Annotated in this window: 32 protein-coding genes; 19 read left to right on the top strand and 13 right to left on the bottom strand. The window is 57.8% G+C overall.

Annotation, left to right across the window (positions count from 1 at the left end; genetic code table 11):
• Positions 1-18: 18 nt before the first annotated feature.
• Positions 19-1,533 (bottom strand): IS21 family transposase, encoded by a 1,515-nt coding sequence (istA, locus tag PRJ_RS28810; RefSeq protein ID WP_034000381.1) that lies wholly within the window; start codon positions 1,531-1,533, stop codon positions 19-21.
• A gap of 264 nt (positions 1,534-1,797) precedes the next feature.
• Between istA and PRJ_RS28815 the strand changes: the two genes are divergently transcribed.
• The 3 genes from PRJ_RS28815 to PRJ_RS28825 all read left to right on the top strand — a co-directional run bounded on the left by PRJ_RS28815 (position 1,798) and on the right by PRJ_RS28825 (position 3,988).
• Positions 1,798-2,202, top strand: a complete 405-nt coding sequence (locus PRJ_RS28815; RefSeq protein WP_023383725.1) for a hypothetical protein — start codon at positions 1,798-1,800, stop codon at positions 2,200-2,202.
• A gap of 344 nt (positions 2,203-2,546) precedes the next feature.
• Positions 2,547-3,341 carry a hypothetical protein gene (locus tag PRJ_RS28820; protein ID WP_023383726.1) on the top strand — a complete coding sequence of 265 codons (795 nt, stop codon included), beginning with the start codon at positions 2,547-2,549 and terminating at the stop codon, positions 3,339-3,341.
• 5 nt (positions 3,342-3,346) lie between these two features.
• A complete protein-coding gene (locus PRJ_RS28825; protein WP_023383727.1) occupies positions 3,347-3,988 on the top strand; it encodes a DNA-binding transcriptional regulator in 642 nt (213 codons plus the stop codon).
• 416 nt (positions 3,989-4,404) lie between these two features.
• Here the strand turns inward: PRJ_RS28825 and PRJ_RS28835 are convergent, their stop codons facing one another.
• From PRJ_RS28835 to PRJ_RS28850, 4 genes are all read right to left on the bottom strand, one after another.
• Positions 4,405-5,391 (bottom strand): hypothetical protein, encoded by a 987-nt coding sequence (locus PRJ_RS28835; protein WP_023383728.1) that lies wholly within the window; start codon positions 5,389-5,391, stop codon positions 4,405-4,407.
• A 152-nt stretch (positions 5,392-5,543) separates the two neighbouring features.
• The gene (locus PRJ_RS28840) at positions 5,544-6,356 is read right to left on the bottom strand and encodes a hypothetical protein (RefSeq protein ID WP_023383729.1); all 813 of its coding nucleotides are present in this window, start codon (positions 6,354-6,356) and stop codon (positions 5,544-5,546) included.
• A gap of 123 nt (positions 6,357-6,479) precedes the next feature.
• Positions 6,480-6,893 carry a hypothetical protein gene (locus PRJ_RS28845; RefSeq protein ID WP_023383730.1) on the bottom strand — a complete coding sequence of 138 codons (414 nt, stop codon included), beginning with the start codon at positions 6,891-6,893 and terminating at the stop codon, positions 6,480-6,482.
• Between the two features lie 59 nt (positions 6,894-6,952).
• Entirely contained in the window at positions 6,953-7,504 is a 552-nt protein-coding gene (locus tag PRJ_RS28850; protein WP_224459413.1) for a site-2 protease family protein, read from the bottom strand.
• A gap of 154 nt (positions 7,505-7,658) precedes the next feature.
• On the opposite strand from PRJ_RS28850, the gene PRJ_RS29980 reads away from it, so the two are divergent.
• Together PRJ_RS29980 and PRJ_RS29985 are read left to right on the top strand one after the other, a co-directional pair.
• Entirely contained in the window at positions 7,659-7,907 is a 249-nt protein-coding gene (locus tag PRJ_RS29980; RefSeq protein ID WP_122227892.1) for a hypothetical protein, read from the top strand.
• 25 nt (positions 7,908-7,932) lie between these two features.
• Positions 7,933-8,589: a hypothetical protein gene (locus PRJ_RS29985; RefSeq protein ID WP_060495349.1), complete on the top strand. Its 657-nt coding sequence runs from the start codon at positions 7,933-7,935 to the stop codon at positions 8,587-8,589.
• 112 nt (positions 8,590-8,701) lie between these two features.
• On the opposite strand, the gene PRJ_RS28860 is transcribed toward PRJ_RS29985, so the two are convergent.
• Complete coding sequence (locus PRJ_RS28860; protein ID WP_054895137.1) at positions 8,702-11,044, bottom strand: autotransporter domain-containing protein; 2,343 nt, start codon at positions 11,042-11,044, stop codon at positions 8,702-8,704.
• A gap of 210 nt (positions 11,045-11,254) precedes the next feature.
• Here PRJ_RS28860 and PRJ_RS28865 point away from each other — a divergent pair, with 210 nt between their 5' ends.
• The 6 genes from PRJ_RS28865 to PRJ_RS30530 all read left to right on the top strand — a co-directional run bounded on the left by PRJ_RS28865 (position 11,255) and on the right by PRJ_RS30530 (position 15,006).
• Positions 11,255-11,653, top strand: coding sequence for a hypothetical protein (locus tag PRJ_RS28865; protein ID WP_023383735.1), 399 nt, complete (start codon positions 11,255-11,257; stop codon positions 11,651-11,653).
• Between the two features lie 13 nt (positions 11,654-11,666).
• Entirely contained in the window at positions 11,667-11,966 is a 300-nt protein-coding gene (locus PRJ_RS28870) for a hypothetical protein (RefSeq protein ID WP_023383736.1), read from the top strand.
• Between the two features lie 105 nt (positions 11,967-12,071).
• Entirely contained in the window at positions 12,072-12,926 is an 855-nt protein-coding gene (locus PRJ_RS28875) for a hypothetical protein (RefSeq protein ID WP_023383737.1), read from the top strand.
• 115 nt (positions 12,927-13,041) lie between these two features.
• Positions 13,042-13,734, top strand: coding sequence for an N-6 DNA methylase (locus PRJ_RS28880; protein ID WP_023383738.1), 693 nt, complete (start codon positions 13,042-13,044; stop codon positions 13,732-13,734).
• A complete protein-coding gene (locus PRJ_RS28885; RefSeq protein WP_023383739.1) occupies positions 13,731-14,219 on the top strand; it encodes a hypothetical protein in 489 nt (162 codons plus the stop codon). Before PRJ_RS28880 ends, PRJ_RS28885 begins: the two co-directional genes overlap by 4 nt.
• 157 nt (positions 14,220-14,376) lie before the next feature.
• Positions 14,377-15,006: a hypothetical protein gene (locus PRJ_RS30530; protein WP_224459415.1), complete on the top strand. Its 630-nt coding sequence runs from the start codon at positions 14,377-14,379 to the stop codon at positions 15,004-15,006.
• 128 nt (positions 15,007-15,134) lie between these two features.
• Here the strand turns inward: PRJ_RS30530 and PRJ_RS28895 are convergent, their stop codons facing one another.
• Positions 15,135-15,572, bottom strand: a complete 438-nt coding sequence (locus PRJ_RS28895) for a hypothetical protein (RefSeq protein WP_023383741.1) — start codon at positions 15,570-15,572, stop codon at positions 15,135-15,137.
• A gap of 422 nt (positions 15,573-15,994) precedes the next feature.
• Here PRJ_RS28895 and PRJ_RS28900 point away from each other — a divergent pair, with 422 nt between their 5' ends.
• From PRJ_RS28900 to PRJ_RS28940, 8 genes are all read left to right on the top strand, one after another.
• Positions 15,995-16,270 (top strand): hypothetical protein, encoded by a 276-nt coding sequence (locus PRJ_RS28900; RefSeq protein ID WP_147470665.1) that lies wholly within the window; start codon positions 15,995-15,997, stop codon positions 16,268-16,270.
• 1 nt (position 16,271) lies between these two features.
• Positions 16,272-16,538 (top strand): hypothetical protein, encoded by a 267-nt coding sequence (locus tag PRJ_RS28905; RefSeq protein WP_023383743.1) that lies wholly within the window; start codon positions 16,272-16,274, stop codon positions 16,536-16,538.
• Positions 16,539-16,675: 137 nt separating this feature from the next.
• Positions 16,676-17,257, top strand: coding sequence for a hypothetical protein (locus tag PRJ_RS28910; RefSeq protein ID WP_054895136.1), 582 nt, complete (start codon positions 16,676-16,678; stop codon positions 17,255-17,257).
• A 20-nt stretch (positions 17,258-17,277) separates the two neighbouring features.
• The gene (locus PRJ_RS28915; RefSeq protein ID WP_023383744.1) at positions 17,278-17,460 is read left to right on the top strand and encodes a hypothetical protein; all 183 of its coding nucleotides are present in this window, start codon (positions 17,278-17,280) and stop codon (positions 17,458-17,460) included.
• Positions 17,461-18,517: 1,057 nt separating this feature from the next.
• Positions 18,518-19,210 (top strand): hypothetical protein, encoded by a 693-nt coding sequence (locus PRJ_RS28925; RefSeq protein WP_023383746.1) that lies wholly within the window; start codon positions 18,518-18,520, stop codon positions 19,208-19,210.
• Positions 19,211-19,246: 36 nt separating this feature from the next.
• Positions 19,247-19,654: a hypothetical protein gene (locus PRJ_RS28930; protein ID WP_023383747.1), complete on the top strand. Its 408-nt coding sequence runs from the start codon at positions 19,247-19,249 to the stop codon at positions 19,652-19,654.
• Between the two features lie 606 nt (positions 19,655-20,260).
• Positions 20,261-20,770, top strand: coding sequence for a hypothetical protein (locus tag PRJ_RS28935; protein WP_104963080.1), 510 nt, complete (start codon positions 20,261-20,263; stop codon positions 20,768-20,770).
• Between the two features lie 84 nt (positions 20,771-20,854).
• A complete protein-coding gene (locus PRJ_RS28940; protein WP_177429932.1) occupies positions 20,855-21,373 on the top strand; it encodes a hypothetical protein in 519 nt (172 codons plus the stop codon).
• On the opposite strand, the gene PRJ_RS28945 is transcribed toward PRJ_RS28940, so the two are convergent.
• The 6 genes from PRJ_RS28945 to PRJ_RS28970 form a co-directional block, all read right to left on the bottom strand.
• The gene (locus PRJ_RS28945; protein WP_104963081.1) at positions 21,350-24,316 is read right to left on the bottom strand and encodes a Tn3-like element TnAs1 family transposase; all 2,967 of its coding nucleotides are present in this window, start codon (positions 24,314-24,316) and stop codon (positions 21,350-21,352) included. The genes PRJ_RS28940 and PRJ_RS28945 overlap by 24 nt on opposite strands.
• A gap of 70 nt (positions 24,317-24,386) precedes the next feature.
• Positions 24,387-24,728: a hypothetical protein gene (locus PRJ_RS28950; protein ID WP_025999701.1), complete on the bottom strand. Its 342-nt coding sequence runs from the start codon at positions 24,726-24,728 to the stop codon at positions 24,387-24,389.
• A 15-nt stretch (positions 24,729-24,743) separates the two neighbouring features.
• The gene (locus PRJ_RS28955; RefSeq protein WP_000091614.1) at positions 24,744-25,070 is read right to left on the bottom strand and encodes a hypothetical protein; all 327 of its coding nucleotides are present in this window, start codon (positions 25,068-25,070) and stop codon (positions 24,744-24,746) included.
• A 23-nt stretch (positions 25,071-25,093) separates the two neighbouring features.
• Entirely contained in the window at positions 25,094-25,429 is a 336-nt protein-coding gene (locus tag PRJ_RS28960) for a hypothetical protein (protein ID WP_000741275.1), read from the bottom strand.
• A gap of 14 nt (positions 25,430-25,443) precedes the next feature.
• Positions 25,444-25,779, bottom strand: coding sequence for a helix-turn-helix domain-containing protein (locus PRJ_RS28965; RefSeq protein ID WP_001172026.1), 336 nt, complete (start codon positions 25,777-25,779; stop codon positions 25,444-25,446).
• Positions 25,760-26,137, bottom strand: coding sequence for a type II toxin-antitoxin system RelE/ParE family toxin (locus tag PRJ_RS28970; protein WP_003151133.1), 378 nt, complete (start codon positions 26,135-26,137; stop codon positions 25,760-25,762). Before PRJ_RS28970 ends, PRJ_RS28965 begins: the two co-directional genes overlap by 20 nt.
• Between the last annotated feature and the right edge of the window lie 53 nt (positions 26,138-26,190).

The following is a 26,190-nucleotide window of genomic DNA, read 5'->3' on the forward strand; positions in this document are numbered from 1 at the left end:
TGGTGCTCCTTTTTCAGGTCAGTGGTAGTAGCCAGGGCCGCGCAGGTTGATGTGTTCGTCGGGCAGTAGCGGCAGGTTTTGCTGGGACAGCGGTAGCTTTTCCAGCCCTTGGCGCAGGATCGATTCAAGGCTTTTGTAGCTGCACGCGCCCAGTGCCAGCGCTCGCTGGCAAGCGGCTTCCAGCCGCTCTTCGCCGTGCTGCTTGCTCAGGCGCAGGATGCCCAGGCAGGCGCGGAAGCCGTGCTGAGGATGGATTCGGCGCTCAAGGATGTAGGCGATAACGCCAGCGGTGTTAGGCCCGGTCTGCTCGGCCCAGCGGATCAGCCGTTGCGGTGTCCATTCGGCGTGCTCCCGGTGGCTCTTGGGCATGTGCTCGGTTTGGGTGGTGTGGCGGCCTTTGTGCAGCGAGCGCAGGTGACTGGCCACCCGCTGGTTGGCGTGGAAGCACTCGACGGTCTTAGCGGTTAGCCGCACTTCGAGTTGGTGCTTCACCAGCTGGTACGGCACCGAGTAGTAATGGCCCTCGACCTCGACGTGATAGTCGATGTGCACCCGCGCCTTTTTCCATTCGGCGTAGACATACGGATGTTCTGGTAGCGGTTGCAGTGCGGGTTGGTCGATGGTCTCGAAGGCCGAGCGGCGTGAGCCGGGCAGCTTCTTGAAGGGCTTTTGATTGAGGCGTTCGAGCAGCAGGCTGATTGCCGTGTTGAGTTCTCCGAGCGAGAAGAACTGGCGGTTGCGCAGCACTGCCAGGATCCAGCGCTCGACCACTTGCACACCCACTTCAACCTTGGCTTTGTCCTTGGGTTTACGCGAACGCGCGGGCAGTACGGCTACGCCGTAATGCTCGGCGAGATCGCGGTAACTGGGGTTGATGTCCGGCTCGTAGCGATGCGCCTTGGTGACGCCACTGCGCAGATTATCGGGCACCAGGATCTGCGATGTGCCGCCGAAAAAAGCAAAACAGCGGGCGTGCGAGCCCAGCCAGTCGGGCAGTTTCTGCGACCAGGTGGCCTCGGCAAAGGTGTAGCTGGACGCGCCGAGGACGGCGACGAAGATCTGGGCCTGACGGATTTCACCGGTCTGTCGGTCGATGATGGGCGCGGTCTGTCCGGCGTAATCGACGAACAGCTTTTCGCCGGCACGGTGCTCCTGGCGCATGACAACGTCGACCTTGGCGGCCCAGAGGCGGTAGTGCTCGCAGAACCAGCTGTATTGGAAGCCTTGCGGGTGAGCGAGTCGATATTCCTGCCAGAGTAGGGCCAAAGTGACGCCGGGGCGGCGTAACTCGGCATGCGCCCAAGACCAGTCAGGCATCGGACGTTGATCGCTGGGAACTGTTGGTGCTGGAGGGAACAGGCATCGCTCCAGTTCGGCATCCGATAACAATGTCGGCCAACTCAGCCCGCAAGCGTTGAAACGGTGCAAGTAATTGCCCGCACTGCCGCTACTGATGCGCAGGCTGGCGGCGATCTTGCGCACGGACAGGCCAGCGTCGAACTTTAGACGTAGTACCTCTCGGATTTTACGCATGGATATACGCTCCACGATGACCTCTTCGCTTCGAGAAAAGAGGTCGATGGTAGTGAATAATCCTGCGTTGCTGCCTGCCTGAGCATGGATCGGATCAGTGGAACATCACTGTCCAAGTGCTTGTGGAATCAGTGTCCAAGTGGCCGTGGAATGAGTGTCCAAGTGGCCGTGGAATGAGTGTCCAAGTCAGCGTGGACTGGGTGTCCAAGTGCGCATGGAATCCCCACGCATCAACCCAAAACGACCCTGTTTGAGTAAGCCCCCATGATCAGACTGACAAAACTGGCCATCTTCGCCATCGCGGCATTCGGCGCTTGCAGTGCCTCTGCTGTCGAGCTTGTGCTTTCTTCCAATGCCAATGAAATCCCTCAGGACCTGGTCAAGGAGACGATTTCATCCCACTTGCCAGAGCAGATTGTGAAGTTGGATGGCGGCTACAAGCTTTACGCCTACCTGGAAACGGCCGACTATCAACCAGGTGAGCGGCTTTTCAGCTATTCGGTGCAGCTCCACAAGCGCGTGGTGGAGGCTGGCACAGGCAAGGTCTACTGGGTTAGCACAGGCGGCGTCAGGGGCCACGGTGTAGCCGTTTCTCAGGATACGATCCTCGGCAACCTAGGAAGTGACCTCGTGGCTGGCGCCAGTTCATTCAAGCTCGATCAGATGTAATGCCAGGTGTAGGTTCACAAAATAGATGACATACCAGGCCCCGTTTTGATCGGCGCCTGGTCATTTTTTTTGTGAAGCGGGGCGGCGTTTCACAGAAAAGTTCACTCCTACCCATCGGCCACAGCTGTTGACCATCCTTGCAAGAGCCTGGGTGCCCATGCGCTTCCACTGCCGGCCGTATCAGCAGTACTCCAGCTGCACCCCGAAAATAGGTCATCCGTAGGGGAAACCCTGGCAGCTCATTCTTTCAGCGTGACAATTAAATCCAAGGCGATACTATGCGTGTACGCGTACGCGTTATGTATCAAATATGCCTATTGATGCTGTCAGCGTTGGAGCCCGATATGACTGCGAAACGACCATTGCTTTTGTCTCTGTCAGGGGTGCTCTCACTGTCCCTGGTCTCAGCCGACTCGTTCAGTTTAAATCTTGTGCCAGACCCTCCTTCGAGCGAACTGCCTACGTACCTGGCTGCATCCGCGGGGGCCCTTTTCCTCCTCGGTGCTTGGTACTGGTTCAACCGGTCCAGAACCACGGCACAAGTGGCAGAACTGCGGATCCAGCGCCAGCTTCAGGCGCTTGAGAAACTGGAGACCCAGGTTGGCCGAGCGGAACAAGTACTGTCCTTGAAGTGTGAATACATGACGCACCAGGTGCGCACTGAGCTTCAAGATGCCCTGTACGCCATCACTACAGACACCATCCGGAACATGGGTGGGCTGCGCCGGCGGGAACTCATGACCGACAAGCAGTTCCGCAAATTGATGGCGCGGTCTGATGAGTTTTTCAAAAGCCTGGAGAAAGCGCAGGCCAGTGAGGTCACGATAAATCTGGACGATGATGTGCCACTACTCATGCCAGATCGGGGCAATCCTCTACCAAAGCCGGTACCTCAAAAGCGTCCTGATGCCCCCCTGACACTTCAAGCTCCTACGGCAACTGCGGCAGCGAGTATCCCGATTCCGGTGAAGCCGCGGCCGAAGGGCGCCAATGCTGACGCAGGGGAGTCGGATGGGGTGCCGGCACTGGCGGTTACGTCAGCTCTCGTTCTGGGTGGTGGTCTGCTCTCCAGCAATGGGCTGTTCCTGGGTGATGATGATGCCCAAGAGTCAGATCAGAACGACTCCCTGGATGATTGAGGCTTATGGATACCTCCACGTCCGCACCTGGCATCGAAGTATCGGCTGTCAGGCGCATCGCTGACTCCAGCATGCAGGGCATTACCCGGGACAACCGCCCATCGAAGCCTTCTGATGCCGGCTGGCGCGTTCGACTGATGAAGGATGGGAAGTTTGTCGCCGATCGCCATTTTCGCGACTTGGCCTACCACGGCCGTTCCCGCGCAAAGCGAGCAGCGCAATGCTATCGCGACGACATGGCCACTGAGCACCAGATCCAGTTCACCCAAACCGTGCACACTGATCTTGCCCTCCAGCGCCATGCAGCAGGCCTGACTCAGGCAGCTATAGCCTCGATGCTGTCCGTGTCACCCGGGCTGGTATCGAAATGGGAGAAAGGGGGCCATATACCGGCTGCAGCTCGATCGCTCTTCCAAGCTGCAGTGCAAGGTGAGCTGGTCGGCGACGCACCGAGCCTGGCCGGTGCAGACATCAGGCGCATCAGGGCCGAGGTTCTAGGGTGGACACAAACACAACTGGCCGATGCACTGGGATGGGCGTACGCCGCAGTAGGCTATTGGGAAAGAGGGCAGCGGCGGATTCCAGGTTGGGTCCAGGTGTACATGCAGGCGATCGATGAGGGCCGTGTCAGTGGCAAGCAGTATTGAGGTTGGTAGCACTTCAACAATTGACGGAGCGATCAGCCGGTGGCGGCAGGTGAGGCCTTTGCACCTTCGCCTCCCGATCGTCTTTTCAGATGGTACTCAATTGGCCCGCTTCGCAGTCGACTGCGGCCAATGCCGGCGTAGTTTGAACGGAGAGTTGGTGAGGGGGGAGGTCACACCTCAGCCGGGCGATCGCTTCGAGCTGGCTGGGCTTGCTGCCTGTGAGGCATGCGCATCGTTCACTCGATTCACGATCATGTGCACGGGCTCATCCGGTTCGGTGCAGCTTGAGTGGTCAGCTTTCGGGGAAATGAAGCGGCACGAGGTGCATACAACTTGGAGGACGAGGTTGAAGGCCATTTTCCGGTAGGCAAAAAAAAGCCCCTACATCGAGTGTAGGGGCAGCCTGGAAGGCATGGTTATTCCTCAGTGTCTTTGAGGTCGAGCTGTTGCTCAGTAGACGGGTTCACGTTCAGTTTTTCCTCTTCCTCTTCCGCCAGGCGGAATTGCTGCAGGATCTCCTCAAGCTTCTGTTGATTCTCCGGGCTCAACTGCGAATAGCCCTTATCCTGTCTAATGTTTTCGATGGCTGTTTTCATCGTTGGAGCTGCTTGGGTAATTGCCTTCTTGATGACCTTGCCTGGAACAAACCTTGGCCTGAGCTTTTCGGTTTTGCCGCCTGCAGCAGCTGAGCGGGCAAGGCCTTGCTCGATCACTTGCAGAGCTTTGGGGCCATGCTCTTGAAGGATCTGAACAGCCAGCGTGAAGGAAACCACTCCGTCGCGGACGTAGTTCCTGATCTCGATAGGTCCGTTGATCATCAAGAGGTAGTCCGAAACCTGGGCGGGCCAGAGATTCAGTTTTTTGGCGATCGCGGAATGGTCATCGGGATGGAAGCGGGTCATGCGTTTGCAAACAACTGCTGTTGCATATGGGCTAAGCGGTGAACCATTGTTGCTGAGCACAAGGTCTGCAGTCATGTCCTCTTCGGAACAATCATCTGCAGCAATGATGCAAGGGACGGTCGGGATGCTTTCACCTTCGGCGACCAATTCCATCGTGGCTTCAAGACGCTGATGGCCACGCTTCAGACAAATTGACTGCTCTCCATTCTCATCGCGACGGATGATGACCGAGAGAGCCGAGTCTTTCTTGAATCCGTTGTCCTTGATGGATTGCTTCAGTTTCTGAACGTTGGCCAAGTAGTCAGCATTTCGCTCTCTTACGTTGTACCCCGGGATGACCTGGATAGTACCTGGCGCTATGTTCCAGAGGTCGCCTGCGGTGAACCGCTTCTTGCCATCACCCTTTTCCATCGCTTTTTTGATGTTGCCAGTGGTGATGATCATGCGGAAATCCAGATCCAACTGGTGTTCGCTGCTGCTGTTTTCGACGGTTGTGGTCATGGCGGTGCCCTCCTGAAGGGTCAGAAATCGTTGAACTTGCTAAGAGAGATGACTGACACCTGCGCATAACCCAGATTTGCCGACACCAGCCATTCGGACAGGGTATCTATCTGTCCGGCGCGGCAATATTACATAACGCGTACGCATACGCGCTAGGTATTATTTAGTGTATTTTGTCCTTCGACTACCCAGATTGTCGAGCGCTGCCCAGCATCGAGGTGCCCCGAGGCAGTGACTCCGTCGACGAGGGATAGCTTGATGCCGACTGAGCTGCGGACGGCTGCTTCCAGTTGGTCAAAGCCGGGCTCAGCCTGGTAGGGTGACATGGCCACCGCGATTGCCCCCGTCACCATCAACAACTCGCAACCAGCACTACGGGTGTTTGCTCCGACGCGTGTAATAGTCAGGTCTCGAATTCCACCATCGGTAATCGCGAGCCCCAGAGCTTCAGGACCTTGCTCGATGACGCACAGAGCCGCAGTGACCAAGCCTCCCAGTTCAGCGGTTGACCGGCTAGCGTCGACCGAAATGATTTTCCGGAATGTAGCGGTGAACCCTGGCCAGGTGTCAGGAGGGGACATCTTCCCGTGTTTTGATGACCAGACTGGATGATGGCTGACCAAGACCCTTGTCACGTCATGGTCGAGGCTGTCCGCAAACGACCAGTGCTGGTCGGCGCCCTCACGAACCTTCGCAACTTGCCACTGGGAGCGGAACGCCCACAGCTCAAGGGAGGACGATTCGTCGATCTGGTAGAAATCACATTTGCTTTGAGCGTGGGTCAGCGCTGGCGCCATCACGGCATCACCATGCCATTCGAACTGATCGAGGTTTTTCAGTCTCTGATTCCCGTGCCAATACGAAAGCTCGACAGTGACCTGGGAGAACCACTTAACCGCTGAGGTGCTGCCGGCCGGCAGGTGGGCGGGAGAAGAAATGCCTTGCTGGGGCTGGCTCGTGAGCATGGTTGATCCTTCATGGTTTTAGCGCGTGAATAATACATGAACACATACGCCGTCTGTATCTAAAAGCAATAACTGCATTTGATCGACGAAAAAAAACCGCCTCGAAAGGCGGTTTGGGTGTGTTCAGCTTGTAGCAGCGGGTGCTGCTGGCGGTGGCAAGAGCTCCTCAACGGTTGCCCCCGCCAGAGCAGCTTTCACCATGCTGTTGATGACGTCGGCGGTAGTGCCTGGCTCTGCTCGTTGGATGCAGGTGCTGTATGAGAACAGCAGTTGCTCACCGATCAGGGGGATGCCGTTCTCGACGGGTTCTTTCTCGTGATCGAAGGTCCCGCAACCATCACCGATCTTCAGCTTAAGGGCTGCAGAGTTTGCACAATAGGCCGGGTCGCAGATGCCGCGAACGTCAAAGCGGATGCAGAAAGCTTCTGCAAATGCGCGGATTCTCGGCGGTACGTTGTAGCTCTGGAAGGCCTCCTCGAAGAAGCCTGGGCGCACAGCTGGGAGCCGTGAGGTGCAGTCGAGGGAAGTAGTGGTCATGAGTCATCTCCTGGTGGGTTGAACTTGCACCAGGAGATGAAGAGCAGAGTTCTGTAATTCTAGAGGGCGAGGGTGATAGCAATTATGGTCGCCAACCCTACGCCCATGAGGAGCCGCCTGTTCCTGTCATCAAAGTAGATACCGCGGCGGTTCAAGAAATACTCGACGATCGTCCACCCGTCCATTGGAGGCAGGGGGATGATGTTAGTCGCCGCCAGGAGGATCGAGCCCTGGGCCGCGACAAGCGTCGGCCAGTTCGGCGTGACGTAGTTAATCCCGAAGAACAGCAGGCCGGTCGCCAGTGAGATGAGAGGGCCGCCCGCAGCGATGATCGCCCGGCGGTCTGAGGGCGCCTTTTCATAGTCGGAGCTGACCACATATGCCCACAGCGGAATCAGACCAATTTCATGAATGATCCCGGATTTTCGGAACGAGAAAAGCTTGTATCCACCAATAATGAGTTTGTCTGGCTTGATACCAAACCGCTGCATCGGTATTAGATGCCCGGCTTCGTGGATCAAGAGCAAGAACACCAGCATCAGCCAAATGACGAAAAAGGCGATGGCGAACATCCCGATGGTTACCAGTGCGTCAGGCAGCATGGTTTTCATTCCTAGAACATGATGCAGTAATTCTTTAGCAAAGCTTCAAAACCTTCAAGTCAATATCCGGATATTTGTCCTGGCCTGTGTACTGCGCAGTACAACTACAATACAGGTCCGTGTGCGTCATTACAGATAGTTATGAAACTACTGTGGTGAACGTATGAATACCTGTTTTCAGCTTGCGGCTTACGCTCGATCTCAATGGGCGTTAGCCGTACTACTCATGAAATCGCCGGAAACCACTCAACTAGCAGCCAATGCATTTCAAGATGCAAAGGATGCTGCCTGGGGATATGGCTGGGGGGCGTCTGAAACCCCTCATGCACTCCTGTCTGATATCCCGGAACTCTTAAACGCTTTCAATGAAGGCAAAACTGCGCTTCAGCAAGATATGAAGCTCGCTGGCTAACTCTAATTAATCAAGGAAACTAAACATGAGCGACACCAAAGTAAGAGTTAATCAACCTGCCGTTGACCTTTACGCTGTTACTCTGAACTGGGTTCAGGAGGATGAAGGTACCTACAGTGATTATGTGCATGCTACCAGCCACGCTGAAGCCTGCGTCAAAGTAGCTGAGGCTATGGCTGATCAGCGTGGTTACGTTGATGAAAATGAAACGCCTGTGCAAAAGCGAGAATGGATCAATTGTCGTGCCTGGGACCAGGTAGACTGCCACTTGGTAAAAGAGAGTTTGGAGGCAGATTTGGTCGCTTTGTTTGGCGACGAACTGTTCCCTGATGGAGTTAAGCGCTCCCTCAACTTGGAAGCCTTGCGTGTGCTGCTCGTTGAGCATCGCAACAGCCTGCTCCCTCCCGCTGAAGTTCCAGCAGTTGAACAGCTGGCCTTCCACTCCGTTGACTCGGGTTTCTGCCGGGTCTATTACAAACGGCCGAAGGGCACTCTGTGCTGCTTCCAGCTCGATACACGTAACACCTTCAAGCTCTACCACTGTTCACGTGATGGTGAGCCAGAGCATGCAATCAGTCTCCAGAACAAGGCGGTAATCGCCTTGCCTGAGGACAATGGCTGCTCTCTGGTAACCAGCTTCCGCGCTTGGTGGGAGCAACAGAACAAGCAGCCTGCTGCCTAACACCAATGATCCCCGGCCACTCTTCGGAGTGGCTTTTTTTTGCCTGCCGATAACCGCCCACAAACAAAAACGCCCCACTACTGAGTGGGGCGCTTGGTGTACCAGTTTCCGATTAGAAACCGACCGACAGGGACAGCGTAGCGACGTCCGAGGCAACGGCTTTGTCGCTGCCGAAGCGGTGGCCGTAGGTGATGCCCACGCGGGAGGCCTTGAACGGGCCGGCAACCTGCAGGCCAACGCCCACTTCGTTCCAGCGCTCAGTGGTGTCTTGCTTCATGTCGAAGCGCGACACACCCATCACATCACCGGTCAGATCGTCTTGCGAGTTGTTCAGGCGGCTGACGTGCTTGATGTTCGCCGAGACGATGGCCTTATTTGCCAGGTTCATGCTGGCATCCAGGCCCGCGGTACCGTAGATGTTTTCTTCGGTCCGCTTATCGAAGTGCGCCGGGAAGGAGCCGCTGGTCTCGGTGTAGCTATCCAGCTTGGTGTTGAGGTAGTCCAAGCCCAGGAAAGGCATGACAGCGATGTTGTCCTGCAGGATGAAGACGTAGCCGACCTGGCCGGATACGGCACGCTGGCTGACATCGGCCTTGCCTTTCGACTCGACGTCGCCGGCACCGGTTTTGTAAGAGCGCTTGATGGTGGCATCGCCTTCGGAAACAGCCACGGCGCCCCGGGCGAATACGCCTTTGCGCAGACGGTTACCGTACTCGACGAAAGCACCGATCGTGTTGGTATCACCCTCGACGCGGTCATCGTTGATCTTGAGCGAGGTGCTCGGGCCTTGGTAGCCGATGCCGGCAACCAGGTCAGGAGTCAGTCGATATGCAGCGGTAACACCGCCGTACACGTTGTCACCGTGGACAGTACCCGAGTGATGAGTCATCTGGCTGCTGACGCTGACACAGATGCCGCTGGTGTCGAATGTCGAGCAGGACAGTTGGTCCTGGACGAAGCCTTGCAGCTGATTCTGCATGGCTTGCGCGTACAGGGTCGCATTCTGCAACGAGTCGCCGAGGTCCAGCAAACCGATCACGCCAGTCGGTGGAGTGGTAGCCTCAGCGCCACCCGCGCCAGTGCCAGTTCCACCGGTACCACCAGTACCCGTGTCAGTGCCCCCAGTGCCACCGGTACCCGCACCGGTTTCGGTACCACCGGCGCCGGTGCCCGTGCCTGCATCGCTGCCGCCAGTAGAAGTGTCCCCTGCATTGGAGGAGCCACCGGTGCTTGGCGGCGTTGGGTCAGTAACAGGCGGGGTGACGACGGGAGGGGTCACCTCTGGAATGGTCTCTTCAGGCGGAGTGGTTACCACCGGTGGGGTAGTGACCACAGGCTCGGAGATTGGGCCGTAGGAACGCGCTACGAACGGCTGCGAGCGACCATTCAGGAAGCCCAGGCCGAAGACGGTGTTGCCATCTGCAGATACCGCAGTGGCGGAGTTCAGGGTGTTGTTGGCCAGGAGAGTGTAGGAAGGGTCGTTATCCTGCAGCCATTCGACCAGCGACTGCATGCCGGTCTCAGCGGTCCAGCGGAAGCCGGAGAAGACAGTGCCAGTGGTGTCCGCGATACCGACGACCACGGCGCCGTTGGCGGAGACGCCTTCAGCCTTGGACAGGGTACCGTCGGCCAGCAAGCCCAAGCCCTTCATGCCGGACAGCTCGGACCAGATCATAGCTTCGCTCAGGGCGAGCGAAGAGTCACTCGCACCGACGATGTAAGTGCCATCGGCACTGGTCGCCGTGGCGATGGATTGCGTACCACCCTCCAAGGTGCCGAGGCTCTCGGCGCTACCGCCGCCCACCCATCGAGTGGCGATATCACCATTGCCGGCGCCGTTCTGTGCGTACCCCACCACCACCTTGCCGTCAGCGCTGATGCCCATGGCGTAGCTGTAGGTGCCGTCGTTCAGGTAGCCCAGCTGAGTCACAGCGCCAGCCAGGTCCCAGGTTACTGCCGATCGGTTGCCGGTCAGACCGTCGTCGGCAGAACCGGCGATGACGCTGCCATCAGCCGAAACGGCGCGTGCTTCAGCTTCGGCACCGCCGTTCAGGAAGTCCAGCTTGTGAATGCCGGCGTTGTTCCAGTACACGGCGGTTTCGTTGTCCGTGACGCTGTCGACAGAGCTACCGACGATGACGTCAGCTTCGTTCGACACAGCGTAGGCGGCGGCATTGGTCCCAAGGCTGGCCAGCAGTTGCTTGCCACCCAGCAATGTCCACTTGAAGGCCTCGGTAGTTTCGGTGCTCGGGTTGAACTGGGCGCCAACCAGGGTGGAGCCATCACCAGAGCCGCCGATGTGCGAATCATAGGTGGTACTGGAGGAGCCCAGCGTTGGTGCGTAGACATCAATGCCGGCGTAAGCGGCATGCGCAGTGCCAGCGTTCATGGCCAGTGCGATGGAGGCGACAAGCAGGGAGAGACGTGGCTTGAAGGGGGTTGCATTGTTGTGCATGGGCTGATTCGTCCTGACCTTGTTAGGTGATATCAATTGGATGGCCGGATAATACTGTCAGGATTGAAAGCAAATCAATAGAAATATACATACGTGTTATGGATTGTTGAGTGCTCTTGGAAAGAGCCGCGATTGTTTTGCATGCCTGTGTTGCGCATCTCCCGTCACCAGGTCTTCGCAAGAGACCGTCATTCCCTGTGGAGAAACGTCATGCTGCAAATCCCTAAAGCGCTGCTCGAAAAACGCATCACCAAAGAAACCCTTCACCGCTCTGGCAAGCGATTGCTCAAAGAGATCGCCGGCCGTTTGAAGCTTCCAGAAACGAGCTACGAAATTCGGTCGTGTAAAGGCGGGAACGCAGTCATGGGGGAGGTGATCCTGCACAGCGATCATCTCTATCTGATGGTTCATCTAGGTTCAGATCGAGTGCTCAAAGTGCTCTACCGATCCTGTGAGGGCCGAAAGGACTATTCAGGCGGAATGAACCGTTATGAGTCGGTCTCTGAGTTGGCCAGCACCACTGCGGCTGAGCGATTCATCGCAAAACTGGACACCCTTAATGAGCTGGGCAAGCGCCAGCAACAGCAACAGCACAACCAAGCCGCTTGATCGAGAGGTTCCTATGTCTTCAGTTCTGAAGGAATTCCCGGAAGCCTTTGCCACCCGCATCAACAAGATTCTGGAAATGCCTGATCCGGTTCCTGGAAATCGCGAGAATGGCTGGTTCGCTGGATACGGGTGCCGATGGTGCAAGTTTTCGAAAGCTTGGTTCACCGTCTTGCCGTTTGAAATGCAGCCGGTAGCCGAAACTGTGGCGAGTATGTTCAAGAATGCAGGACTGCAAGATGTGACCATCACTCTTGAAGCCGGCGTGACGCAGGCTGAAGGAGGCAAGGGTTACCAGGTCTCTGCTCGAATCTAAACCGCTGTACCGCCGCTCCCTATGGGGCGGCTTTTTTTTGCCTGTCGTTACAGCTGGCTGTGCTTCATCTCAGACCAAGATGACTACCCAAAGAGGCGCAGCACCATGGACGTAATTGCAAACAACGCAGCTGATACCAAAGAAATGGTCATGACCGAGGTCCTGCCGAATGGCGAGGAACTCAAGCGGCCGTATTCACCGTCGGAGATGGCTTTCATGTTCAACGACGTGGAGATTCGCAACCCCTACTTTTCACCGTGCGGAACAACTGTTGTTGACCCCGTACAGGCGTATGGCTTCGAGGTTTATCACACCGGAGGCGGTTGCATGGCTTTGCGGAAGGAGTTCTGCAACGGTCAATACCTGCTTCTTTCGATCGAGGTGTCCATCGCTGAACCTGAGGAGTGGGATGAGTGCACATTGGGCCTGTATGACGCCGATGGCGATGAGAAAGCCTACTGTGAGCTCCGTGATGTTCCATATGCACAAGTCGACCTGACCGGGCATCTTGATGCCCCAGTGCGCTTGTTGTGCCCGTGCTGTGGTGCTCGTACCACAGGTCGGCAATGGGGCAATCAAGATGCTGGTCACGGTCTGTGCAGTGATTGCATCGAGAAGGTGCTGGCCAAGATGACGGCAGAAGAGTTTTCCAAACGCTACGGGCTCCAGGGAGTTCACTTCGGTCTGTCGCAGTGCGCTCCCTCTGCTCAGTTGCTCGATGAGCTCGCTCAAAAGAAACTGCTGGCGCAAGAAGAGCCGGATCAGCAGGCAGTGGACTCGAACGCTCTCAAGGACCGGTACCGTTCATGGGCGCTGGACAACATCGCCAATGATGATCTGCAGGTCAATGAAGATGCCCAGGTAACGCTGTGTGAAGATGGCGCATTTGTCGCAACCTGGACATGGGTGCCGCGTGATTCCATTCCGGACGTTGCTGATCCGGAAGAGTCCGCTGATTAACGCTACGCAACCGCTCCCTAACCGGAGCGGTTTTTTTATGCCCAGGCGCCGGCCGGCGTTGTAGGTCGCTGTGATGCATCCCAATGCATACGACCAACCTCTCTGGAGATTGCCCATGGCAAGCAAACTAGCACGCGCGGTACCACCCACCATCAAGCCACTGGCAGAAGCACTGTGTGATGGCCACCGGTATCCGCCGGCGGAGATGTTTCGATTTTTCCTAGGGGCAGTGATGGAGCTTTGGGGGTTTCAGCCCTGGTATCCCATACCTGATGATGTCCGCGGTAAAATAGGACGAGTTATCACGCTGTACGATCAGGCGGTGGCCAATGAAGAACCGTTCAAGGACATTTTAGGCCCACTCTACGAAGAGCTGGCCAGCCATGGCGGCAAGCAAATGCTGGGGCAGTTCTTCACGCCCTGGTCATTGGCAAGCCTGATGGTCAGGATGAGCGATGGTGACATCGACCTGCCTCGCGCCGGTGATCTCAAAGCTTACTCAGATCCGGCTTGTGGCAGTGGAGTTATGCTGTTGGCAAAAGCAAACTACCTGCTCGAAACGAAAGGTCCTGGGGAGCTCCAGCAATGGCTTTTTCACGCATGCGATATCGATGGCATTTGCGCTCGCATGGTTGCGATTCAGCTGGCCGCGAATTGTGCCATTCATAGAGTCGAAATCGGGGAGATCATAGTGCTCCTTGGTGATACGCTCAGCTCGGACCCCAAGCAGCAGATCTTGCACGCAACCTCTCCGACGCTGATGCGTTCACGTCAAAATTCAATTCCGAAACTTGAGGTCGCCTCATGAAACGCTGGTACACGATCGCCGCGGCTTTAGCCTTCCAGGTGCTACCGCATGCGGCAAGTGCTTCGGAGGCTTCAGATGCTGTTCTGTCGGTTGCTGCCTCAAAAATGTCCACCGTAGCTCGCATCAACGGCGCCACACGGCCGGTCATCTACGTGGGTAAATTTGAAGGCTGCGACTCGGTCTCGATTCAAAATGCCCCCGGGCGCTTTGAGCACTTCCGTGTATGCGGTAACCAGGTCAGTGCTCGCAACACCGTGTCACCCAGTTGGACCGAAGACGATGGCGCCGGGGATGTTCTCCGCGCAGTGGTCGATAATGCGGTTCTGTTCGGCGCTGCATCGCAAGTGGACCCCAACGGTTACCTGATCGCAGCACGTGCTCTGGGACCTTCCCAGCGCTCGTGCAGCAACGTGGAGGTCATCTTGAGTTACGAAGGTGACCTGGTCGACAGGGCCTTGAAGAGCATCTGCTCTCATCGCCGTTAACCCCCATCAAACCCCGTCCTAGCGACGGGGTTTTCTTTTTGGCGTCATTCAGTGGGGCAACGCCGCATTGCGGGGCGTCTCAGTCCTTGGGGTCCTCGGTTCATGTTGGCTGTGATGCATCTCCCTTCACTAGACCAACACACCTGAGGGTATCGCTATGAATTCGTCCAGCACCGCAAAGGCCTATATCGTTGAAACCCGCGCCACCAACGGCGCAGAAGATACGCCAGAATTTGCATCCTTCAGCATCGATCTGGCTGCAACTCAACGCATCATCAATCTAGCTCGACTGGTTAAAGAGAATGGGCTTCACAAAGTGGAGACGTTTGACAGCACTGCTTCATTCCATCAGTACGCTCCTGGCACTGAAGAGGCGGAGGAGATCGGCTGCGACAACGATGTGTTACTGAAGGCCGGCTGTCTAAATGTGGATGCGTCCAGCTTCTGGTTCTCGGGATTCATCAGACATTCTGACGTCGAGGTTGTCAGCGCACGTCAGCCGATCGCTGAACTGCAGAGTCACTTCCACTTGGCCGGAGGCACAACTGAACTTGAAGCTGGCGGTGAACGGCAGTATCTCGTTACTTGGAGTGCTGATGTTGAGGTTGAGGGGGATCACCATGCGGCAGCCCAGGCCGTCGCAGACCGGTACTTCCGCAGCCACATTGCCGCCGGTGAACAGGACAGCGCGTGCACCTTCGTGGTGACCGCAAAATCTGACCAAAAGCCAGTAGAGATCGATCTCTCGACTTGTCACTCCGGTGAACAAATCTTGGAGTCGGCATGACTGCTGCACTTCAGGCTTTAGCGCCAGCTTGATGCTCGCGCTCCAAACGCTGCACATGACCCGGTCACTAGACCGGGTTTTTTTTCGCCTGGGACCAGTGCATGTGGACCGTACCGGGACCTGCCTGTTCAGATCTGTGATTTAGCGGCGGCATAACCATCGAGTGGATATTCAGGCCAGCCGCTGGGAGGACAGAAGCCCTGCCGACGTTCCTGCTCGGCGAACTTGGCGTGCCACTCGTTGCCCTGATCGAAGACCCAACCTGTAAGCCCGGTATCTGGGAATTGATCATAGGTGAGGTCGATAATGAACCCGTCGACCTCGAACCAGGCGTGAGACTGCTCCCTTTTTAGGTTCGGATGGTCTTCAGCCCACACATACACACCATCAGCACCGAGTTGTTCTTTGATGAGTCGACCTAGGATGTCCGAGGCAGGACCGCAGGTTCCTCGCGGAAAACCATTGAAGGTAGAACCGGGTTTGTCGACAAGAAGCAACAGCCCGCGGCGGGTTGATTCGGCTATTGCCTCAAGAGCTGCGCGGTCGATCTTCGCTTTTGCTTGCATGGGTTGAGTCTCGAAGGAGGGCAGTGTTCGAGGCCCCATTTTTGGACCTTGATGATACGTCGTCAATGAGGTGCACCGCCGGCAGTCGGGCTGTACATGATACGATTGTGCCATCCATAAAGTGCGGGCACGGTTGTCGTTTGATGAGTGGGTTGTATCAGAAATTCAGGAGAGCAATCTGCAGATTGCGCGGCCATCCTGGGCGTATCGTGACACGGGAGTATTCTGGCGAGGTGGTGAGGATCGCCAAGCGATGCCCCCTCTGCAAAACAGAGAAGATCATCTACCGGTTTCAATGAGCCTGGCGCTCGTTCGCTAGCGTCTACCTCAACATCCCAAGCCATGGGATCTCCTCGATTGGTGCTGTTCCAGTTGCCTGTGATGCATATCCCAGAACTAGACCAACACCTATGGGGAGCACCATGAGCCTTATCATCGAAACTCTGCAGAATCGCGTCAATAACGCCACAGGCCCGGAGCGGGAACAGCTGCAGGATGAGCTGAACATTGCGCTGATCAATCATGAAATGGCCGAGCTCCGTCGACTAGAGGGTGGCACACGCTACTGCCTCCATACTCGTGAGCATCAGCCTGCACTCAACATGCTTCGACGTGGAATGCGGCGCTGCGACGTGGTCACCCACTACGCCTACAAGGTGCCTGTTAAGCGCCAGATTGCGGCCGGGAAGGGGTGCTGAAATGGCTGTATCCAAGACTGAGCAGGAAATGCGGGAAACGGTGGCCAGGCGTGGCTTCTGGCATGTCACCGGTAAGAGAGCCTTCGACCTGACTAAGCGTTTGGAGGAGCTCGGCAAGCTCGATGGACTGACGGCCAGCTATGGGTGTCACAACGCCAACGGGGTCTTCTTCAAAAACCAGTGGAACTGCCCTCGGCCGAAGCTGGTTTACGAAGTGGTGGTCCGCGCTTGTGAGCCTGCTATCGCTCCCAGGCCCTCTGTATCCTAAAGCTACACCCAACCCGGCCACGTGCCGGGTTTTTTTCGGTGCCCCGGGAGTGTGCCCGATCAGACAAAATTGGTGAGTTTCGTGGTTCATGTGACTCATCCCCCTGGACTTGATCAACGTTCTAAGGGGACACACTCATGCTCGCAACACTTGAACTGACTGATGGAATGATGGTGATGGTCCAGACTGGTCGCCAGGGGCTGACCGGCATCCGGTGGTCGACCCCATTCGTTGATCGCCTGAACATCGAAACAGATCGTGAGGGAGTCACCTCTGGGCTTTCACTCAAGCAGACCAGCTTCGCTGAGTTCGATCCGCGCTATCACCGCGATGGGCGAAATCAGTTTGTCGCGAAGGATCACGCGCTTCGGATCGTGAGCGGTAGCCTGGAAGAACACCAGCAACGCTTTGAAGCCACGGTCGACCAGCTCTTAGCTGATGGCACATTGAAACGTAGTGAACTCCCTGCATTTGAAGATCTGCTCACGGCGATGACCGCCCTGGCAGCCTCAGAAGAGGTCTGCTTCGACCGGTTTATCGACTTCCACAGATACCGTCGGTTCTCCGACTTCCTGTGTGATTGGCAGGCGGAGAAAGGGAAAGCTGCAGGGGAGAGAGCATTGGATCTCGCCCACCAAAAGCCGGCCCTCGAAATCGCATTCAGCACGCTTGTTGAGTTCGGGATTTTTGGTGAGATGGAACCAGCTGGTCGACTGTGATCACGAAGGGGGATCCATCAATGTCGCATTACCAGGAGCAGAAGGTTGCTGAACTGAAACGCTTGGGCTGGTCTGAAGTCGGAAAACGTCATCTGCCAGGCCCCGGCCGGACACCAGCGAAGCAGGTGTATGAGCTGTCATGTCTGCAGGGAAAACTTCAGGTCTTCGTCTACCCGGCGGAACTGATCTACCAGACCGCTTAACGCTACACCCACGCCCGACCTAGTCGGGCTTTTTTTTTGGCCCGCGGCCGAGCTGCTTGCGTGGTGATCGATGTGCGCCATCTCCACGCACTAGGCCAAAAATCAAAGGAGCAATTCCAATGACCACCGCAACAACACAGCAGTCAACCCGACCGAAAGCACATGCCCTGTTCAAGTTGAATTTCTGTCTACGAATGGCAAAGGAAAACTCGCTCTCCGCTCGTACAGAACCGCACCGCTATAGGCCCGAATACCGCCGTATGAGGAGGGAGTCGATGCAGGATGCCCGTTACTGGCGTGCCCTATGTAGCCGCTTAGATACCTGTTCAGAAGCTTGATCGCAATCACAGGCAATGCCCAGGGGGCCACCATGCTGCAAACCCTTACTGCTGCCCACGGGGCTTCGGTGATCCCAACAGGATTCCACCTAGCACGTGTCGTAGGTGTGAAACCGAAGTTCAAATCTGACCCTGACATGCGTGAGGTCGTGTTCTACCAATGCTTCCTCTCCGAATGTCATGGAGCCAACGGTCTTGAGCCTTGCGAGTACCTGGCAGAGCGACGTTACCTGTTGAGTGCAGCGAAATACATGGTCAATACCGGCCTTTCCACGTGCCCAGTGATCCAAGAGCTGGTGAGGTCGGAGACCGAGGTCAAGTATCTGCCGGCTTAGGCTGGATCATCTCCAAACGCAGCACAGACCCGGCCCTAGTGGTCGGGTTTTTCATTAGTGAAAAGGTGGGGCAGGTCAGGTTGCCCACTAGATTGCAATTCGGATATTATTTTGAGGTTCGACCGTTTCAGTACGCGCATGCCAGATGATCCTCTCAGCTCATTTGGCCTAAGAAAGCCGCCCATTCTCAGGCGGCTTTTTTTGTGCCTGCGATTTAGCCTTGTTCGGCCATATTTCTAGGGGTTGCGAAGCCCACACCGACGTTCTAGGGTTGCAGTGATGAAGCGAGGCCGAACCTGGCAGAGGAATGCATAGCCGCAGATCTGGCGGTGCAGAACCCCATCCACCACAAGCTTTGCAATCAACTGTTTCAGAGGACGAACGATGTTTGATGCAGCCCACTATCACGTGAAAGCCACAGAGCTGTTGACCGCCTTCGGCGTCCACCAAGGTGCACTGAGCACGTGGTCGCTGAGTGATGTGGGAACGGCCAGTCACGGCTATATCCACCACTCGCAGAAGCCCGCAGCCCTCGCAGCATATGCTGCGGTTAACCCTACCTTCGCAGCCGGGCGCTTTCCTGGATATACGTTGGTGGACCTGGTCGACAAGATCCCGAGCCTGGACTATGCGGAATATGCTGCCCTGGCGATCGTGTGCGGGGCTGAGCTGCCTTCTTTCAAGGGTTCAGATGAGCGGGCACGCATTTTCGGCGAGGCCGCCTGGGCTATCGTTGAGAAGTATCAGCTGCATGGGTGCTTTGAGCGCCACAACAAGCCGTTCCAGGCTATAGGCGATCATTACAGTCTCCGGCCCAAGGGGTGTGATTGGGCAAGGGACTACGCTGAGATCCCGGAAAAGCTAACTGCGATGCGTAAGGCGTATAGGGCCATGACCCCGCTTCAGAGGGTGATGACTCTGAGCCTTATGCATCTGTACAACCAAGGTAAGGACAACGTGTTCCTCACCGGCGGTTGCCCAACGAAAATTCTCGCTGCCGAGGCGCTGACCATCCTGCGCGATAACTCGGCTCTCGCTGACTGGGGCCACCTCGTGTCCCACTATGCCGGCTGGTAATCATCGACCTCACGCCACCTTCCAGGATCTCTACAGATGACAGAATCTCCATTCGCCACCCACCGGGCAGTGTTGGTCGACAGCGACTATGCGGCCGCGGGCTTTCTTCAGTCGTTCGCGATGGCCATGTACGCCGGCGCTGCCTACCCCATGGATGCCAATGGCCTGCGTAACCTGGATGACCAGCACATGCAGATCTTTCAAAAGATGGCGGCTTCCTACCGCCGCCATGGGGAAGCTGATCCCGATTTTGTAGACGTGTGCAAGGCGATCAAAGCAAAGCGCGCAGCTCACGCTCTCAGGGTCAAGGGAATACTCGATGAGCTTTTGGATAGCGATCCGGACCAGTACGAGGGCGGTCGACATGAGCATGCTGGAACCGTGAGTGTCTACGAGCGTGAGCATCAGCTGAACATCGAACGTCGCTGGTACGCACCTTCGTAAGTCGTACCCGGCCTGCCTTCCTGAGTTGCACTCCGGAAACAGAAAGGCCACCTCTGCTTACGCTCGGGTGGCCTTTTTACATCTCAACACTGGACGGGCGTTTAGACCGCATCACAGTGGTCACGCATCAACCCCCACACGGCCGATAAAAGCCGGTAGATGGTCAGTACGTGGCTCAGAATATTCAGCATACGCTTCATAATCGTTGACCTCCGTTTCAGGAAGGCCAATCTTCCAACGCCTAACCGGCACTTCAGCGCTTTCAGAACGCACGTGGTGCATTCCAGAAGAGGCCCAGGTGGCCCAACGAATGCAGCAAACCGGCACGGTCTAAACACCGTGTCGAAGGGGGTATCTCATCCTCGGAACATCGAGATTCTCGGGTTACCGAGCAGAGGACATAACCACCCAAGGGCCTCTTGAATTGCAGGTCCACATGCAAGCCGGCGCACCATACCTGTGCCCGGTTCAGAAAGCCTGAAAAAAATTCAAACTATCGTGAAAATGATAAAGCCGCCCCGCCTGCCGCCTTCCACACCCGTGTGACGCATTCCTGCGGTACCAGGTCTTCGCAACACCTGGCTTACCTTTCAGGAGAGTCATGCAATGCAAACCCAAACCGTAAACGCCGCCATTCAGCTGGACACCAGTGACGATTTCAACCAGTCGAAGCTGCCGATCGACCGTGAGTCGATTCGCTCGCGACGTCTCTTGCGCCTGATCGAACTGGTGGAAGTCCTTCGCGTCCCCGACAACGATCGCACCATCTGGCAGATGCTGCTCGATGCCGGCGCTAACCCCGACTTCATCCTGTTGCGTGACTGCGACGATGAATCTCGGCTCGCCCGCCGCCCTGCGCTGCAGGTAAATGTAAACACGAGCAAGCTGCATGGATTTCTGGTGATTACCCACAACTCCGACGATACCGGCTACAAAATCCTGCTCCAGGACAAGGGCCACTCGGTACCAGTCAAAACGGTCGACAATGTCATCGTGCGTAAACTTGCCGCCACACTCGTTGAGCTGATCGATGACGGCACCAAGCGTGTCGAAATCCCTTCGCAGGGCCTGGCTACGAATGCTGTCATCGCAGGGGACTACCTGCTCAGTTCTTGAACGTTCCACCTGACCCACCGTTCGCGGTGGGTTTTTTATTGGGCGCTGCAAAGCATTCCCTCAGACCAAGATGAGGGTATACAAATGACCACTACCGTACAGTTCAACCACAGCTACAAGCCTCGCGGCCGCATTGTGTTTCGCCTAACCGGAGGAGGGGAGACGGCACTTGCCGGCGTGCTCCACTTCGACCCTGCCTTTGAAATCGCCGAGGGGGCCAGCTACCTGGCGCGAATCGGCGCCAGTGGGTTTGAGGTGTTCGATACTGTTGTCGACGCTGATCTACCTGCGGACCTGGCGCCCTACAATATCGATTACCACCTGCGTGCTTGCATCTGGCGGAAGCCTGTTGCCGACGGCACCCTAATGGTGAGATTCATCCGACAGTGGGCTGGCTGCCAGAGCTGGCTGGTCTATAGTTGCGCACCAGCGTCACCGATCAGCGCGGGTGCTTATTCGGCGACCGGCCATGCTTGGTTCGATGTGACAAGGTTCGAACTCTCGCCCATCGCTGCACCGGCAGAAGAGGTGGGCCTAACCATGGCAGGGGCGAATAGAGAAAACGGAAAAAATCGTACGCTAAGGTTTTCCGGGCAGCCTTAGCGGCCGAAACTTCCCGTCTTCCAGTCTGCGGCTCTGCCGCCAGACGTAATCGCCGGTTAGGTTGATGTGCTCCCAGCCCAGCGGCGACAGGAATTGCAGCAGCTCGCCGTCCACCGGCTTGCCGGCCTCGACCACCCCCTGGGTGGCGCGTTCCAGGTACACCGTGTTCCACAGCACGATAGCCGCCGTCACCAGGTTGAGGCCGCTGGCCCGGTAGCGCTGCTGCTCGAAGCTCCGATCCCTGATTTCCCCAAGGCGGTTGAAGAACACCGCCCTGGCCAGCGAGTTGCGCGCCTCACCTTTGTTCAGGCCGGCATGCACGCGGCGGCGCAGTTCAACACTTTGCAGCCAGTCCAGGATGAACAGCGTGCGTTCGATCCGGCCCAGTTCGCGCAGGGCGACAGCCAGGCCGTTCTGACGCGGATAGCTGCCGAGCTTGCGCAGCATCAGCGAGGCGGTAACGGTGCCCTGTTTGATCGAGCTGGCCAGGCGCAGGATGTCGTCCCAATGAGCGCGCACGTGCTTGATGTTCAGGGTGCCACCGATCAGCGGGCGCAGCGTCGGGTAGGCCTGCACGCCCTGCGGCACGTACAGTTTGGTTTCGCCGAGGTCGCGGATGCGTGGCGCGAAGCGGAAGCCCAGCAGGTGCATCAGGGCGAAGACGTGATCGGTGAAACCGGCCGTGTCGGTGTAGTGCTCCTCGATCCGCAGGTCGGACTCGTGATACAGCAGGCCGTCGAGCACATAGGTGGAATCTCGGACGCCGACATTCACCACGCGTGTGCTGAACGGCGCGTATTGGTCGGAGATGTGGGTGTAGAACAGCCGTCCTGGCTCGCTGCCGTACTTCGGGTTGACGTGCCCGGTGCTCTCTCCCCGGCCGCCAGCGCGGAAGCGCTGGCCATCGGAGGATGAGGTGGTGCCGTCGCCCCAATGGGCAGCGAAGGCATGGCGGTACTGGTGATTGACCAGCTCGGCCAAGGCCGCCGAATAGGTTTCATCGCGGATATGCCAGGCTTGTAGCCAGGACAGCTTGGCGTAGGTCAGGCCGGGGCTCGACTCGGCCATCTTGGTCAGTCCGAGGTTGATTGCATCACCGAGGATCGCGGACAGCAGCAACGTCCGGTCTTTGGCCTCGGCCCCGTCCTTCAAGTGGGTGAAGTGGCGGCTGAAGCCCGTCCAATCGTCCACGTCCATCAGCAGTTCGGTGATCTTGATGCGCGGCAGTAACTGACTGGTCTGGTCGATCAGCGCCTGCGCCCGATCCGGCACCGCCGCATCCAGCGGGGTGATTTTCAGGCCGGACTCGGTGAGGATGGCATCGGGCAGCTCGTTGTCCTTGGCCAGGCGGGCGACAGTGGCCAACTGCTCGTCCAGCAGCTGCAAGCGCTCTTCCAGGTACTGGTCGCTGTTCGGGTTGATCGCCAGCGGCAGGGCCTGTTCCCGCTTGAGCGCGGCGAACTTCTCGGCCGGCAACAGGTAGTCGTCGAAGTCGCGGAACTGCCGCGAGCCCTTGACCCAGATGTCGCCGGAGCGCAGGGCGTTCTTCAGCTCGGACAGCGCGCAGATTTCGTAGAAGCGCCGGTCGAGGCCTTCCGGGGTGATCACCAGCGGCTTCCAGCGCGGCTTGATGAAGGCGGTGGGGGCATCGGCCGGCACCTTGCGCAGGTTGTCGGCGTTCATCTCGCGCAGGGTCTGCACGGCTGCCAGCACGCCTTGTGCGGCCGGGGCGGCGCGCAGCTCCAGTACCTCCAGCAGGGCCGGCGTGTAGCGGCGCAGGGTGGCGAAGTTCTCGCCGACCAGGTGCAGGTGGTCGAAGCCCTCCGGCCGGGCCAGCAGCTCGGCCTCACTGACGCTCTCGGTGAACTCGTCCCAGGGAATCACCGCCTCGATGGCGGCGTAGGGATCGCTGCCGCTTTCCTTTGCCTCCAGCAGCGCCTGGCCGATCTTGGAGTACAGGCGCACTTTGTCATTGATCGCCTTGCCCTGCTTCTGGAACTGCTGCTGATGCTTGTGTTTCGCGCCGCTGAACAGCTTGACCAGGATGCGGTCGTGCAGATCCACCAGCTCATCAATCACGGTTGCAGTGCTCTCCAGTACCACGGCGGCCAGGGTCGCATAACGTCGCTGCGGCTCGAACTTGCCAAGGTCTTTGGGCGTCATCTGCCCACCCTCGCGGGCCAGCTTGAGCAGGCGGTTCTGGTGGATGTGCCGGCCCAGGCCTTCGGGCAAGTCCACCAACTGAAATGTCTTCAGCCGCTCGATGTGTTCCAGCATGTGCCGAGAGTTGGGTTTCAGCGGTGCCTGGCGCAGCCAGGTCAACCAGGTGATGCTGCTGCCGGCCTTGAGCTTCAACAGCTCGTCCAGCTTGGCCCGATGCGAGTCCGTGAGTGGTTCGACCAGGGCGCGGTAGACCCGCCGATTGGCTCGCGCAATGGCTTCCGAGCAGGCCCGGTCAATCACGCTCAGCGCCGGCAGGATGCGTCGTTTCTGCCGTAGGCTCTCCAGGGCCTGACCGGCCAGCAGCAAGCCTTTGTCGGTCTGCTGGGCCAGCTCGGTTAGCTCGCGCACCAGGGCGCGGAAGTCGGACAGGCCGAACGGGGCCAGTTGCAGGTAGGTGCGCAGTTCCTGGGCATGCTCGCGACGGGTCACGTCGCGCTCGCCGTACTTTGCCCAGCTCGCCGGCTCGGCCTGGACTTGCTTCGCCACCCACAGGATGACCGGCTCGGGCAGCTCGCTGTCGGTTCCCAGCGCGTAACCGGGGTAGCGCAGCAGGCAGAGCTGCACGGCGAAGCCGAGGCGGTTGGCGTCGCCGCGTCGCTGGCGGATCAGCGACAGGTCGGAGTCGTTGAAGGTGTAGTAGCGGATCAGGTCATCCTGGCTTTCCGGCAGCGCAAGCAGGGTGTCCCGCTCCGTGGCCGAGAGGATCAAGCGACGCGGCATGTGTCAGTCGTCCGTGCGGAGGTACTGGTAGGGGTTGTAAGCCGGAAACCCAGAAATTTCCGTCAGCCGATCAACATGGCTTGTCTCGCGCTTGGTCGATGAGTTCCTGCATCGCCCGCATGACTTCTTCGTGGGTGTACGACTTGGCGTTGGGGTCGTCGGCCTCTCGGAGAGCTTCCTCGACCTCGCGGGTCATCCGCGCATATTCTTCCGGCCACAGCGCTTGCTCCATGCGCAGCGACGCCTGCCCAAGCAGGTGCAGCAGGCCGAACAGCCGCATGTCATTGGTGGCGACGACGTGCTCTCGAATCCGCTCCTGGATCACCTCGCAGGCCCGATGCGCCTCTGGCGTCGCCGTGCCCTCGTAGCCGGCTGGGAGTTCTGCTTCTTCAGCGATTCGCGCCCAAGCGATAGCCGGTGGACAGGTTCATTTGCTCATCCACTTGCGCAGCAGACGCTTTTTCAGGGAGGCGCGCTCTTGCGGATTGCGTCCCTTGTGGTTGGCAATGCGATCCGCCGTGGCGGCCTGGCGCTTGATGGGCCAGTAGGAGCGGCCATCCTTACCCATCGACCAGACGTTGCTGACCTGGTTTTCCAGTAGAGGCAGATGGGCGCATAGAGCTTCCGGCGACGCGCTGGCCAGCGCGGTGCGCTCGTGAGTTCGCCAGCGCTGATGCCAGAGTTTCTTGTCCTCGCGCTCGCTACGGCAGGTCGTGTGCCCAACGATGGGCGTTTTGCGGCGGCTGCGGCTCATGATGTGGTTGTCTCCAAGAACATTCAGGACAGGCTTTCTGGGTAGAGCGCCGTCAACCGGGACAGGGTTTCTTGCACTTGTTCCAGCGAGGTCATCAGATGATCAACCTGATCCTGAAGATCCACGGCGAGATCAAATAGCTCAGCCACTCGGCTGCGTGATCCCTCGTTGAACGCGGCCATTGCCAGTTGATGCAGCTTCAACAGGTCGGTGCGCAGTTGCGGAGGTGCGCCGTCTGCGCTGTCATTCAAATCGCCGCGCAGCACGTCCACGGCATCGACTGCACGCAGCAGTGCCGTGGTATCGAAATTCTCGGGAGTCAGTTCGTCCCATTCGTCGTCGGTGATGCGGGCTGCCATCAGGAGGGCTCCGATTAAGCGGTTGCGAGCGTTAGATGCCCGATCGGCTCGGCTGCTGGCCGTACCTTGATTTCGATGTCGTAGCCGAGGCGATTCAGACAATCCATCAGCTTGCGTTCGGATAGATTGGTGAAGTCGCCGCGCATCATGCCCGACACCTTCGGTTGCGGGATGCCCATGCGTTTGGCCGCCGCTTGTTGAGTCAGCCCAAGGGCGCGCATGGCCCTCCTGATCTCGACCACCAGGCCGGTCTTGATCTTGAGCTTTTCAGCGTCAGGCAGTCCAAGGTCGGCAAAGACGTTGCCCGAGCTGCGCTGAACCTCGACGCCTTCAATGATTCGTTTTTGCATTTCGTAGCTCCTGTGCCAATACCTCGGCCACCTTCAGCCGAGCGCGGATGATGTCCATGTCGGCCTTTGGCGTGGCGATTCCGCTCTTGCTCTTCTTCTGGAAGCAGTGCAGGACGAACACCGCTTCCGCAAACTTGACCGTGTATACCGCTCGATAGGTGCCGCCGGCATCGTCTTCGACGACCTCCAGCACGCCGGCACCACCGAACCCCTTGAGCACCTTTGCTGCGTCATCCTGATCGCCTATCTGCGCCAACGAGAGCGCGTAACCGAAACGGCGACGCACGTCGGACGGCAACGCCATCAAATCCTTGTGGCTGCTCGCGATCCATTCGAGCGGTTTTTCTTTGTTTGTCATGACGGAATTTTATACCTGTTCAGGTAATGATGTAAACGCGGCAACCTCAAGGA

This window comes from Pseudomonas sp. XWY-1 (assembly GCF_002953115.1).
GTDB classification, from domain to species: domain Bacteria; phylum Pseudomonadota; class Gammaproteobacteria; order Pseudomonadales; family Pseudomonadaceae; genus Aquipseudomonas; species Aquipseudomonas alloputida.

What these genes read in the sequence shown, in the direction of transcription:
- istA (WP_034000381.1), bottom strand. Translation starts at nt 1,533, where the DNA reads ATGCGTAAAATCCGAGAGGTACTACGTCTAAAGTTCGACGCTGGCCTG.
- PRJ_RS28815 (WP_023383725.1), top strand. Translation starts at nt 1,798, where the DNA reads ATGATCAGACTGACAAAACTGGCCATCTTCGCCATCGCGGCATTCGGC.
- PRJ_RS28820 (WP_023383726.1), top strand. Translation starts at nt 2,547, where the DNA reads ATGACTGCGAAACGACCATTGCTTTTGTCTCTGTCAGGGGTGCTCTCA.
- PRJ_RS28825 (WP_023383727.1), top strand. Translation starts at nt 3,347, where the DNA reads ATGGATACCTCCACGTCCGCACCTGGCATCGAAGTATCGGCTGTCAGG.
- PRJ_RS28835 (WP_023383728.1), bottom strand. Translation starts at nt 5,391, where the DNA reads ATGACCACAACCGTCGAAAACAGCAGCAGCGAACACCAGTTGGATCTG.
- PRJ_RS28840 (WP_023383729.1), bottom strand. Translation starts at nt 6,356, where the DNA reads ATGCTCACGAGCCAGCCCCAGCAAGGCATTTCTTCTCCCGCCCACCTG.
- PRJ_RS28845 (WP_023383730.1), bottom strand. Translation starts at nt 6,893, where the DNA reads ATGACCACTACTTCCCTCGACTGCACCTCACGGCTCCCAGCTGTGCGC.
- PRJ_RS28850 (WP_224459413.1), bottom strand. Translation starts at nt 7,504, where the DNA reads ATGAAAACCATGCTGCCTGACGCACTGGTAACCATCGGGATGTTCGCC.
- PRJ_RS29980 (WP_122227892.1), top strand. Translation starts at nt 7,659, where the DNA reads ATGAATACCTGTTTTCAGCTTGCGGCTTACGCTCGATCTCAATGGGCG.
- PRJ_RS29985 (WP_060495349.1), top strand. Translation starts at nt 7,933, where the DNA reads ATGAGCGACACCAAAGTAAGAGTTAATCAACCTGCCGTTGACCTTTAC.
- PRJ_RS28860 (WP_054895137.1), bottom strand. Translation starts at nt 11,044, where the DNA reads ATGCACAACAATGCAACCCCCTTCAAGCCACGTCTCTCCCTGCTTGTC.
- PRJ_RS28865 (WP_023383735.1), top strand. Translation starts at nt 11,255, where the DNA reads ATGCTGCAAATCCCTAAAGCGCTGCTCGAAAAACGCATCACCAAAGAA.
- PRJ_RS28870 (WP_023383736.1), top strand. Translation starts at nt 11,667, where the DNA reads ATGTCTTCAGTTCTGAAGGAATTCCCGGAAGCCTTTGCCACCCGCATC.
- PRJ_RS28875 (WP_023383737.1), top strand. Translation starts at nt 12,072, where the DNA reads ATGGACGTAATTGCAAACAACGCAGCTGATACCAAAGAAATGGTCATG.
- PRJ_RS28880 (WP_023383738.1), top strand. Translation starts at nt 13,042, where the DNA reads ATGGCAAGCAAACTAGCACGCGCGGTACCACCCACCATCAAGCCACTG.
- PRJ_RS28885 (WP_023383739.1), top strand. Translation starts at nt 13,731, where the DNA reads ATGAAACGCTGGTACACGATCGCCGCGGCTTTAGCCTTCCAGGTGCTA.
- PRJ_RS30530 (WP_224459415.1), top strand. Translation starts at nt 14,377, where the DNA reads ATGAATTCGTCCAGCACCGCAAAGGCCTATATCGTTGAAACCCGCGCC.
- PRJ_RS28895 (WP_023383741.1), bottom strand. Translation starts at nt 15,572, where the DNA reads ATGCAAGCAAAAGCGAAGATCGACCGCGCAGCTCTTGAGGCAATAGCC.
- PRJ_RS28900 (WP_147470665.1), top strand. Translation starts at nt 15,995, where the DNA reads ATGAGCCTTATCATCGAAACTCTGCAGAATCGCGTCAATAACGCCACA.
- PRJ_RS28905 (WP_023383743.1), top strand. Translation starts at nt 16,272, where the DNA reads ATGGCTGTATCCAAGACTGAGCAGGAAATGCGGGAAACGGTGGCCAGG.
- PRJ_RS28910 (WP_054895136.1), top strand. Translation starts at nt 16,676, where the DNA reads ATGCTCGCAACACTTGAACTGACTGATGGAATGATGGTGATGGTCCAG.
- PRJ_RS28915 (WP_023383744.1), top strand. Translation starts at nt 17,278, where the DNA reads ATGTCGCATTACCAGGAGCAGAAGGTTGCTGAACTGAAACGCTTGGGC.
- PRJ_RS28925 (WP_023383746.1), top strand. Translation starts at nt 18,518, where the DNA reads ATGTTTGATGCAGCCCACTATCACGTGAAAGCCACAGAGCTGTTGACC.
- PRJ_RS28930 (WP_023383747.1), top strand. Translation starts at nt 19,247, where the DNA reads ATGACAGAATCTCCATTCGCCACCCACCGGGCAGTGTTGGTCGACAGC.
- PRJ_RS28935 (WP_104963080.1), top strand. Translation starts at nt 20,261, where the DNA reads ATGCAAACCCAAACCGTAAACGCCGCCATTCAGCTGGACACCAGTGAC.
- PRJ_RS28940 (WP_177429932.1), top strand. Translation starts at nt 20,855, where the DNA reads ATGACCACTACCGTACAGTTCAACCACAGCTACAAGCCTCGCGGCCGC.
- PRJ_RS28945 (WP_104963081.1), bottom strand. Translation starts at nt 24,316, where the DNA reads ATGCCGCGTCGCTTGATCCTCTCGGCCACGGAGCGGGACACCCTGCTT.
- PRJ_RS28955 (WP_000091614.1), bottom strand. Translation starts at nt 25,070, where the DNA reads ATGAGCCGCAGCCGCCGCAAAACGCCCATCGTTGGGCACACGACCTGC.
- PRJ_RS28960 (WP_000741275.1), bottom strand. Translation starts at nt 25,429, where the DNA reads ATGGCAGCCCGCATCACCGACGACGAATGGGACGAACTGACTCCCGAG.
- PRJ_RS28965 (WP_001172026.1), bottom strand. Translation starts at nt 25,779, where the DNA reads ATGCAAAAACGAATCATTGAAGGCGTCGAGGTTCAGCGCAGCTCGGGC.
- PRJ_RS28970 (WP_003151133.1), bottom strand. Translation starts at nt 26,137, where the DNA reads ATGACAAACAAAGAAAAACCGCTCGAATGGATCGCGAGCAGCCACAAG.